6 protein-coding genes and 1 other RNA gene are annotated in these 9,618 nt (G+C 64.4%); 1 reads left to right on the forward strand and 6 read right to left on the reverse strand.

Annotated features, from left to right (window positions below; genetic code table 11):
• Positions 1 to 108: 108 nt before the first annotated feature.
• From V7Q81_RS12300 to acs, 6 genes are all read right to left on the reverse strand, one after another.
• On the reverse strand, positions 109 to 2,244 hold the full coding sequence (locus V7Q81_RS12300) for a 3'-5' exonuclease (RefSeq protein WP_333843716.1): 2,136 nt from the start codon (positions 2,242 to 2,244) through the stop codon (positions 109 to 111).
• A complete protein-coding gene (locus V7Q81_RS12305; RefSeq protein ID WP_333843719.1) occupies positions 2,241 to 2,618 on the reverse strand; it encodes a response regulator transcription factor in 378 nt (125 codons plus the stop codon). Before V7Q81_RS12305 ends, V7Q81_RS12300 begins: the two co-directional genes overlap by 4 nt.
• Complete coding sequence (locus V7Q81_RS12310; RefSeq protein ID WP_333843722.1) at positions 2,587 to 5,436, reverse strand: ATP-binding protein; 2,850 nt, start codon at positions 5,434 to 5,436, stop codon at positions 2,587 to 2,589. Before V7Q81_RS12310 ends, V7Q81_RS12305 begins: the two co-directional genes overlap by 32 nt.
• Positions 5,437 to 5,449: 13 nt before the next feature.
• Positions 5,450 to 5,659 carry a hypothetical protein gene (locus V7Q81_RS12315; RefSeq protein WP_333843725.1) on the reverse strand — a complete coding sequence of 70 codons (210 nt, stop codon included), beginning with the start codon at positions 5,657 to 5,659 and terminating at the stop codon, positions 5,450 to 5,452.
• 79 nt (positions 5,660 to 5,738) lie between these two features.
• Positions 5,739 to 6,773: an MBL fold metallo-hydrolase gene (locus V7Q81_RS12320; protein WP_333843727.1), complete on the reverse strand. Its 1,035-nt coding sequence runs from the start codon at positions 6,771 to 6,773 to the stop codon at positions 5,739 to 5,741.
• 57 nt (positions 6,774 to 6,830) lie between these two features.
• Entirely contained in the window at positions 6,831 to 8,795 is a 1,965-nt protein-coding gene (gene acs / locus V7Q81_RS12325; protein WP_333843729.1) for an acetate--CoA ligase, read from the reverse strand.
• 366 nt (positions 8,796 to 9,161) lie between these two features.
• On the opposite strand from acs, the gene ffs reads away from it, so the two are divergent.
• An RNA gene (ffs, locus tag V7Q81_RS12330) (signal recognition particle sRNA small type) lies at positions 9,162 to 9,260 on the forward strand.
• Positions 9,261 to 9,618 lie beyond the last annotated feature (358 nt).

The raw sequence follows: 9,618 nt of genomic DNA on the forward strand, positions 1-9,618 counted from the left end.
GGACAGGTGACGGGGGGGTGGACGAGCGAGGCGAGCAAGCGGTCCATGGGCGGCGCTTCCCCGGGACCGGTGCGCCCGTGGGGAGAGGCCGTCCCTTGACGCGGCTTTTCAGTACCGGAGGCGCGCATAATAGGTCTGCTGGGAGGCTTCCCGAGCCTGGCCCAGGGTGTGGATGCCGCGCTCGGCAAGGAGCGGAATCATCTTGAGGAACACTTCGGCGGTCACAATGGCGTCCCCGAGCGCCGTGTGCCGGCCCACTACGGGAACGCCCAGCCGCGCGGCAATCGCCTCCAGCTTGTGATCCTCCTGGTTGGGTTGGATTACGGCGGAAAGGAGCAGCGTGTCCAGCACCGGCTGGTCGAACTTTACGCCCGCCTGCGCTTCCTTCATTTGCAGGAAGCGCAGATCGAAAGCCGCGTTATGGGCGACCAGCACCGAATCCTCGCAGAAGCGATGGAACGCCGGGAGCACCGCTTCGATCGGAGGTTGGCCCCGCAGCATGGACGGGTCGATGCCGGTCACCTTGATGGATTCGGGCGACATGGGCCGGTGTGGATCCACCAACTGATCAAACACCTCGTGCAGGAGCAGCCGGCCATTGACGATGCGCACCGCTCCGATGGAAATGATCTCGTCGCCTGCCGAGGGCTCTAGCCCCGTGGTTTCGGTATCGAATACGGTGTACTTGAGCTCCGTGAGCCTGCGCTCGTCCAGCGCCGGGCTGGAGGGCTGCTGGCGGAAGAGGTCGAAGTCGTAGTATTCGGGACGGCTTCCGGGCAAGACGGGGACCTGGAAGCTGATCGTCTCCGGGGCGCTCGCCGGGATCAGCAGGCGAAAATATGACTCCTGGGCGGGGCGGTCCCGCTGGTACCAGATCTCTCCATCGTGGCGCTCGATCACGTCCTTCACCGTAAGGGGCAGGTCTTCGCCTCCTGCGGTAAGGGGTTCGCTCTCCCAGGCAAACACGGTTTCCGCCGAAAGGGGGGCACCGCGCCAGACCAGGTCCAAATGGGCAAGCCGCCCCTCACTGCCCAGCCGAAGGCGTACCTCCCGCACGTCGAAATCCTCCTTAAGCCGGGCGGCCAGGTAGGCCAGCACTTGGACCAGCGCAAAGCTGTCGACCCGCACCCACAGGTCGGACGCCAGAATCTCGGCCTTGGCGGCGAGCCCGAGCCGCGCCTCGATGCGCCGGCAGGCGGCGGCGAGCAGGTCCTCGCCGAGCATGTCCTCCATGACCCACTGTGCCTTCATGGCGTCGGAGAATTCCTGGATCGCCTCCTCGATGCGCTCGCTCAGCCGGCTCGCTTCCTGGCTGATCACGGCGATGAAGCGCCCCTGCTGCTCTGGCGGCATGTCGGGAAAGCTCTGCAGCGTCTCTACCGCGGCGCGAATGCTGGCCAGGGCAGCACGGCTGCCTTCCGTGACGGATTGCAGCAGGGCATCCCGGCGGCTGCCCAGCTCCACGGTGCGCGTCACGTCTTCCAGGGTCATGACGAAGCCGCTCAGCCCCTCGTTGCTAAGCACCGGCACTACCATTGCCCGCACGAGCTGCCCCGAGGGGGGCGTGGTGACGAAGCGGGCCACGATATGGGGGCGCTTCTGGGAGAGCAGGCTGTGGATGGTATCCAGGGCGTGGAGGATGAGCGGCCGGTCAATTACGCCAAACACCGAGCGCCCGAGCCCCACCAGCCCGCTGCTCGCCGATGCCGCGGCATTGGCGGAAAGGAGCTGGCGGGCGCGGTTGTTGTAGAGCAGGATCTGCCCCTCGATGTTGCACACCAACACGCCCTGGGCGAGCTCCGAGATCACCGCCGCCAGGCGGTTTTTTTCCTCCTCCACCGCCCGCTTAGCTTCCGCTACCCGCGCCTCCACCTGCTTCAGAAGGGCGTAGTGGTGTTCAGCGAAATGGTTGACGCTTTCCACGAGGGTGCGCACGTCGGCCGCGCCTTCGGGCGTTGCCCGATGGGCGGGATTGGCTTCCAGCATGACCTGCAGGTCTTCGCGCAACCGGCGAATGGGGATGAGATACAGGTTGGAAAGCAGCTCGAGCAGGATCGCCAGGGCGAACAGGACGCCCACAGCGATCATGACGAACAGCACTGCCTGGTTTGCTAGGGCGGCCGACGCCGCCTCTTGCAGCTCGGCGGGAAGGCGGCGCCACACGAGCCAGCCGAGCAGCCCGGGCAAGCCGATGACCGCCCCATAGCACAGTGCCAGGACGAGGAGGAATCTTCCTCGGCTCACGCGATCTGTTCCCCCAAGAGCTTCTTCACCTGGGCGATCAGCTCCTTGGTGGAAAAGGGCTTAGTGATATAGGCGTCGGCCCCCAGGGCGAGCCCCTTGGCCACCTCCGTGTCCCGCCCCTTGGCGGTGAGCATCACGATTTTCACTCCTTGCCAGGCGGGGTCTTCCCGCAACTTCTGGCAGACCTCGAACCCGCTTTTGCCGGGCAGCATCACGTCTAGGAGGATCAAATCGGGGCGGAACTCCTCGACCGCGCGCAAAACTTCTTCGCCATCGCCCGCGACCCGAATGTCGTAGCCGTGCCGCTCCATCAAGAATTCCAACGAGACGACGATGTTGGGCTCATCGTCGGCGATCAGTATCCGCTTGCCCATGATCGGCCTCCTCCGTTGCGGCGATTTCTCCTCGTGTCTCGGCTCTCATGGCTGCCCGTCCGCCCCGTGCAGTCGAGATGACTCCCTCCGGAGCGAGGGGGATGGTGAACGAGAACGTGGCCCCGCGTCCGGGCGTACTCTCGACCCACAGCCGTCCCCCAAAGTGCTCGATGATCTGGCGGCTGATGGGAAGCCCCAGCCCGGTGCCCGAGGGCCGGGCTCTCAAGGTGTCGCCCACTTGCCTGAATTTTTCGAAAATCACTTTCTGGTGCTCTGGGCTGATGCCGATTCCATTGTCGTTCACGTCCACTCGCAGCGCCTTGCTCTCCCGCCTCAGGGTGACGATCACGCGTCCCCGCTCGGGCTCGCAGAACTTCACCGCATTGGAGAGCAGATTCAGCATGACCTGCATCAGGCGATCCCGGTCAGCGGTGATGCACGGCACGTCTGCCTCCAGGCGGGTCTCCAGCTTGACCCGCTTCTCCTTGAAAAGCTGAGCCGTGGAGGCGACCGCCTCCTCAATCACCTCCCGCAAGTTGAGCTCCGTGTTGTGCCAGTCGGCATTGCCGGATTCCAGCTTGGCCAGGTCCAGTACCTGGTTGATGAGCCTTGTGAGCCGCTCGCTCTCCTTGATGATGATGCCGAGAAAGCGGGTGCGCTCGTCCGTGTCCAGATCGGGGTTGTCGTGGAGGATCTCGGTGAGGGCACGGATCGAGGTGAGGGGGGTGCGCAACTCATGGGTGACGGTGGAGATGAAGTCGTCTTTCAGCCGGTCGAGCTCCTGCAAGCGCTCGTTGGCCGCCTTGAGCTCGGCAGTCGCTTTCTCCAATGCCCGGGACTTGCTCTCCAATTGACGGCTATAGGCGATGATCTGGGAAGTCTCGTCCAAGATGTTCAGAACTTCGTCCATGGTCAGGGGTTCCTCTTTCACCGTGGAGGCCACCATGACCCGGGCCGAGGCCGCGCCGATGGCGCCGGCAAGCAGCGTTTCGGCATAGTGGACCAGGTCCGCATCCGCCTGGAGGTCGTGCACGTCCCCAAGCCCGCGCCGGCGGGCATATTCGCGCAACGCTTCCTCGGCCCGAACGGCCCCGAGGAAGCGGCTGAGCAGGGGGCGCAGGTCGTCGACGGTGGCCGACCCCCGCCAGAAGCGCGATCCGGTGGCGTCCGGGGCTTTCTTGAAGGCATCCACGAACAGGGTGGCTTGGCTGTGCTCGGCCACGCTCGGGCGGCTGAGGAGGCTTCCGGCCACGTAGGCACCGATGTTGGCCAACATGCTCCAGAACAGGGAATGGGTATTCTGGTCGAGCCCCCGCAGGCCAAAGAGCTCCAGAGGCTTCAGCAGCTCGATGCCGAAAGGGCCCTCTTCGAGGAAGGAGATGGGCAGCCAGCCGGAGCGGGCGAAAGAAGGAAGGAGCAGGGTATAGGCCCACACGAGGAAACCCGCCATGAGGCCGGCAATGGCGCCGATGCGGGTGCCGCCCTTCCAGTACATGCCGCCGAAGAAGGCCGGGGCGAACTGGGCCACGCCAGCAAAGGAGATGAGGCCGATAGACACTAAAGCATAGGCCTCTCCAGCGAGCCGGAAGTAGAGGTAGCCGAGCAGCAGCACGGCGACGATGGCGCCGCGCCGGATGCCGAGCAGCAGCCCGGTCAGGTCTGGGCGTTCGGTCAGCCGCAGCCAGCGCAGCCGCAGCAGCACCGGCATAACGAGGTCATTACACACCATGGTGGAGAGGGCGATGGTCTCCACAATCACCATGCCGGTGGCTGCGGACAGGCCTCCGATGAAGGCGAACAGTGCGAGCGCCTCCTGCTGCTCGGCCATGGGGAGGGTGAGCACGAAAGTATCGGCGTCCACGCCGCCTTCGGGAAAGCGCATGAGGCCGCCGAAAGCAATCGGCAGCACGAAAATGTTGATGGCGAAAAGGTACAGGGGGAAGAGCCAGATCGCCTTGAGCACGTGCTTTTCGTTCACGTTCTCCACCACCGAGATCTGGAACTGGCGCGGCAGCAGCATGATGGAGAGCATGGACAGCACGGTGAGGGAGGCCCAGGTGTCGTAAGTGCCCGCGGCGCCGCCCACCGTGAGCAGGGCGTTGAGCTTGGGCAGCTCCGCCGCTCGGTCGAAGATGTCGGCGAAGCCGTTGTATAGACCGAAAGTGACGAACAAGCCCACGGCGACGAAGGCGAGCAGCTTGACCAAGGATTCGAAGGCGATGGCGGCCACCATGCCCTCGTGCCGTTCGGTTGCATCTAAATGCCGGGTCCCGAAGACGATGGTGAAGGCTGCCAGCAGCAGCGCGATGTAGAACGCGCTGTCGCTCACCACCGGTTGGGCCGTGCGTGCCGCGGGCGCAGACACTTCCGGATAGTGGAGCAGCAGGCTGAAGGTGTTGGATACCGCTTTCAGCTGCAGCGAGATGTAAGGAATGATGACGATGACCGCGATCACGGTGACCAGTCCTCCCAGGAGCTGGCTCTTGCCGTAGCGGGAGGAGATGAAATCGGCAATAGATGTGATGCGGTTGGCCTTGCTGATGCGGATGATCTTGAGCATCACGAACCACCACAAGGCCGCCATCAGGGTGGGGCCCAGGTAAATGGGGAGGAAGCCGATGCCGGTAGAGGCGGCGCGCCCCACGCTCCCGTAGAAGGTCCAGGAAGTGGCGTAGACCGCCAGGGATAGGGCGTAGATGTAGGGGTTGGCGATGACCGAGCGGCCGGCATCTGCCCGCTTGTCGGCGTAATAGGCGATGGCAAACAGGATGCCCAGATAGGCGAACGAGGCGATGACGATGACCGAGCCTTGCAGCATCGGCGCAGCGGACTTAGCGCTCCCGCCGTCCTGGACGCACCTCCACGATCCAGGCCATCAGCCCGATCAGCAGCATCCAGGCGGCGAAAATGTAGGCGAAGAGAAGCGGTATGCCGAAGACCTCGGCGTCGCTGTTGAAAAGGTCGAGAAGGGGATAGTTGAATAACAGGCAGCCGAGGAGGAACACGGCGATCAGCCGCTCCCCGGTCACGTTCTCCCGCATGGCGGCAACCCTTTCGGCGACGGACCCTTTTCAATATTAGCACCTGGCATCCGTCCTGCTCCGGCTGGATCGTCCCCGTTCAGGCCTTCGCCGTCGAGGTGTCCATCCAGACTTCGATTCCTTGGGCGTTGAGCTCGATGTCCATGGCGAGAAGCCGGGCCGCGGTCTCCTCGGGTAGGGGGCTGCCGCTCGCCCGGGCCTCCGCGAGCAGCAACTCCCGCAGACCCTCGGTGAGCACCCGATGGCGCTCCGGCCCCGCGGCGCGGGCCAGCTCGGCCAGGCGGCGGTACTCTTCCAACAGCCGGTGCAGGGTGTGGGCGTGCCGGGCCACGTGGGACACCCGGCTGTAGTGGGTGAGGAAAGCGTGCCTGGGTGCAAGACCCGCCAGCCGGTCGATGGAGGCGTGAGCCGCGTCAGGATCGAACTGGGCTGGGGTCGAGGTGGGGAAGATAAACTCCGTTCCTTCCCCGTCGAACTCCCGGTAAGAGATGCCGAAGGTGTCGCCGGTGAAGACTGACTGGGAACGTGCATCGTAGACGCAATAATGATGCCGGGCGTGGCCGGGAGTGTCGAGAAACACAAGCTCTCGCCCGGCCAGGGAGAGGCGCAAGCCGTCGGGCGCTTCGATTAGCCGCTCGGCTGGCACCGGCAGCACTTCGCCGTAGAGTCGGCGGAATTCTTCTTTCCCGTAGACCGCTTGGGTGCTGGCCACCAGCTTACCCGGATCCACCAGATGACGCACACCGCGGGGATGGACCACGATGGGGGTTCGGGGCAGGGCCCGGGCGAGCTGCCCGGCGCCGCCCGCGTGGTCCAGATGGATGTGGGTGACCAGGATGTAGTCCACCGCGTCCCGGTCTACGCCCAGCGTCTCCAGCGCAGTCAGCAGCCCCGGGACCGAGTGGCTGGTGCCCGTGTCCACGATGGCTGCGCGGCCCCGTTCCACGATGATATGGATCGCGTCTAGATGGGGCCGGTAATAGCCCGAGTCCACGGCGACGATGCCGTGGTCGTACTGAATCAAGGCGGGCAGCGTCACCGGAAGGGAATTGGGAAAAGACGAATGCGGCGGGACGCCGTTCCATGGCGCCCCGCCGATGAGGGCGCTCGCCAATTCACCCCGTCGGGGGGATCCTCCGTCCCGAGCCGGTCACGAGAGCGATCCGCCAACTCACTGGGTCACCTTGAGCTGCTCCAGGATCGCCGGGTTCTCCAACGTGGAGACGTCCTGGGTGATCTCTTCGCCCTTGGCGATGGAGCGCAACAGCCGGCGCATGATCTTGCCCGACCGGGTTTTCGGTAGGTTGTCTCCGAACCGGATTTCGTCGGGTTTGGCGATGGGGCCGATCTGCTCGCCTACCCAGTTCCTGAGCTGGGCGGCGATTTTCTGAGCCTCCTCGCCCGAAGGGCGCGGACCTTTTAGGACCACGAAGGCGACGACTGCTTCCCCTTTCACCTCATGGGGCTTGCCTACCACCGCCGCTTCGGCCACTAGGGGATTGGCCACCAGGGCGGACTCGATCTCCATGGTCCCCAGCCGGTGCCCGGACACGTTGAGCACGTCGTCGATGCGCCCGATGACCCAGTAATAGCCGTCCTGATCGCGGCTGGCGCCGTCGCCCGCCACGTAGAGCTTGCCGCCGAAGTCGTTGGGGAAGTAGCTCTTGACATAACGCTCCGGATCGCCCCAGATGGTGCGGATCATGGCTGGCCAGGGGCGCCGGATGACCAGGAACCCGCCCTTGCCTTTCTCCACCGACTGACCGGTCTCGTCCACGATGTCGGCCATGATGCCGGGCAGCGGCAGGGTGCAAGAGCCAGGCTTGAGGGGCGTTGCTCCTGGCAGCGGCGTGATCATGTGACCTCCGGTCTCGGTCTGCCACCAGGTGTCCACGATAGGGCAGCGCTTGTTCCCCACCGTTTCGTAGTACCACATCCAGGCCTCGGGGTTAATGGGTTCGCCCACGGTGCCCAGGATGCGCAGGCTCGACAGGTCGTACTTCTTGGGCTGGTCCGCCCCGGCCTTGATGAGGGAACGGATGGCAGTAGGGGCGGTATAGAATACCGTCACCTTGTGGTCCTGAATCATTTTCCAGAAACGACCCGCATCGGGATAGGTGGGCACGCCTTCAAACATCACCTGGGTGGCGCCCACGGCCAGGGGCCCGTAGGTAATGTAGGTGTGTCCGGTCACCCAGCCCACGTCGGCGGTGCACCAGAAGATGTCGCTCGGCTTGTAGTCGAAAGTCCAGCGCATGGTGAGGGCAGCGTGCACCAAGTAGCCGCCGGTGGAATGCTGCACGCCCTTGGGCTTGCCGGTGGAGCCAGAGGTGTAGAGCAAAAACAGGGGGTGTTCGGCTTCTACCCATTCGGGCTCGCAGGTGTCCCCCTGGCCGTTCACCAGCTCGTGCCACCACAGGTCACGGGTCGGATGCCACAGCAGATCGCATCCCGTGCGCTTATAGACGATGACGCTTTTCACCGCTTCGCAGCCGCCCATGGCCAGGGCCTCGTCCACCGCGGGCTTTAGGGGAATCGCTCGCCCGCCCCGCATCTGCTCGTCGGCAGTGATGACCGCTACTGCTCCGGCGTCGACGATGCGCTCGTGGAGCGCCTTGGACGAGAAGCCGCCGAAGACCACGGAGTGGGTGGCGCCGATGCGGTTGCACGCGTGCATGGCGACCACTGCCTCGATGCTCATCGGCAAGTAGATGACCACCCGATCGCCCTTCTTGATCTTGAGGGACTTCAGAGCATTGGCGAACTGGCATACGCGCCGGTACAGCTCCTTGTAGGTCACCTTGGTGACCTTGCCGTCATCGGCCTCGAAGATGATGGCGATCTTGTCCGGCTGGGTGGACAGATGTCGGTCGAGGCAGTTGTAAGAAGCGTTGAGCATCCCGTCGCTGAACCAGCGGTAAAAGGGCGCCTTGCTCTCGTCCAGCACTTGGGTGAAGGGTTTATGCCACGTGACCTGTTCCCGGGCGATGCGCGCCCAGAACCCCTCGTAGTCTTGTTCCGCCTCCTTGCATAGCGCCCGGTAGGCGTCCATGCCCTTGACGTTGGCCTGCTGTACGAACGCTTCGCTCGGGGGAAAGATCCGTGTTTCCTGGAGCACCGACTCGATTGCCGCCATGGCTTCCTCCTTGAGGGTCATGGAAGGGTGAACAATTCCTGCCGCCGTCTTTTTTTTGTTTTAGAGCATTTTAGTGCGGCGCGGTAGACTCGCACCACGGTGGGCTTCGACCGGGCGCGGCGTCGTTTTGCTATTACCTTACCGCCAATCTTGTATAAGACACAAGACTCATCGTCCCCCCCAGCGCCGAGCTTGCCGGTATCGCCCCGAGCCCTTGGGGGGCCGAGCCGTGGGACGGGCGACAGGCGTATGTGGTACCCTACGGGACATTTCGGGACGGGCCCAGGAGGGGCCCGGAGTCCCGCCCGGCTCGGCGAGCGCGCCGCCCCGCGATGGGCTCAGCTCCCGGACGGTCACACGCTCATCGGCGGGCCTCCCCGCATTGCACGATAGTGAACCTGGTCAGGTCCGGAAGGAAGCAGCCACAGCTATTCTCTGCAAGTGCCGGGGGTCGGGCTCGCCGCCCTTTTCATCTCGCGTCGGGGAGGGATTGCCAACCGTGGGCTGGCGTCCTCCGTTGCCCCGGGCGGGGGCAAGGGACCGTCAAGCTTTCCCAGCACGGGTGAAAAGATGCGGTGTACCCGCTCTTGCCGACAAGGGGCAGGGAGGGGGCCCAACGTTTTCGAGGTTCGATTGTTCTGGCAGGATGCACCCCTGCGCTGAAAGGAGAATCCCCAAGTGAAAAAAATCTCTGCACTCTTGGGCGCGGTGCTGGCTGCCCCGGCCTGGGGGATGGACGGGATCGCACTCGAAGGTGGCAGATCGGATTCTTCCCGTGCGGACGTGAGTCTCGTGCGGCTGGCAGCTCAATGGGACTGGAAGG

The sequence above is a fragment of the Pelomicrobium sp. genome (genome assembly GCF_036803785.1).
In the GTDB taxonomy this organism is placed as follows: Bacteria; Pseudomonadota; Gammaproteobacteria; order Burkholderiales; family UBA6910; genus Pelomicrobium.

Bases quoted from the DNA above. Each gene is read 5' to 3' on its own strand.
- V7Q81_RS12305 (WP_333843719.1), bottom strand. From the start codon at position 2,618: ATGGGCAAGCGGATACTGATCGCCGACGATGAGCCCAACATCGTCGTC.
- V7Q81_RS12310 (WP_333843722.1), bottom strand. From the start codon at position 5,436: ATGCTGCAAGGCTCGGTCATCGTCATCGCCTCGTTCGCCTATCTGGGC.
- V7Q81_RS12315 (WP_333843725.1), bottom strand. From the start codon at position 5,659: ATGCGGGAGAACGTGACCGGGGAGCGGCTGATCGCCGTGTTCCTCCTC.
- acs (WP_333843729.1), bottom strand. From the start codon at position 8,795: ATGGCGGCAATCGAGTCGGTGCTCCAGGAAACACGGATCTTTCCCCCG.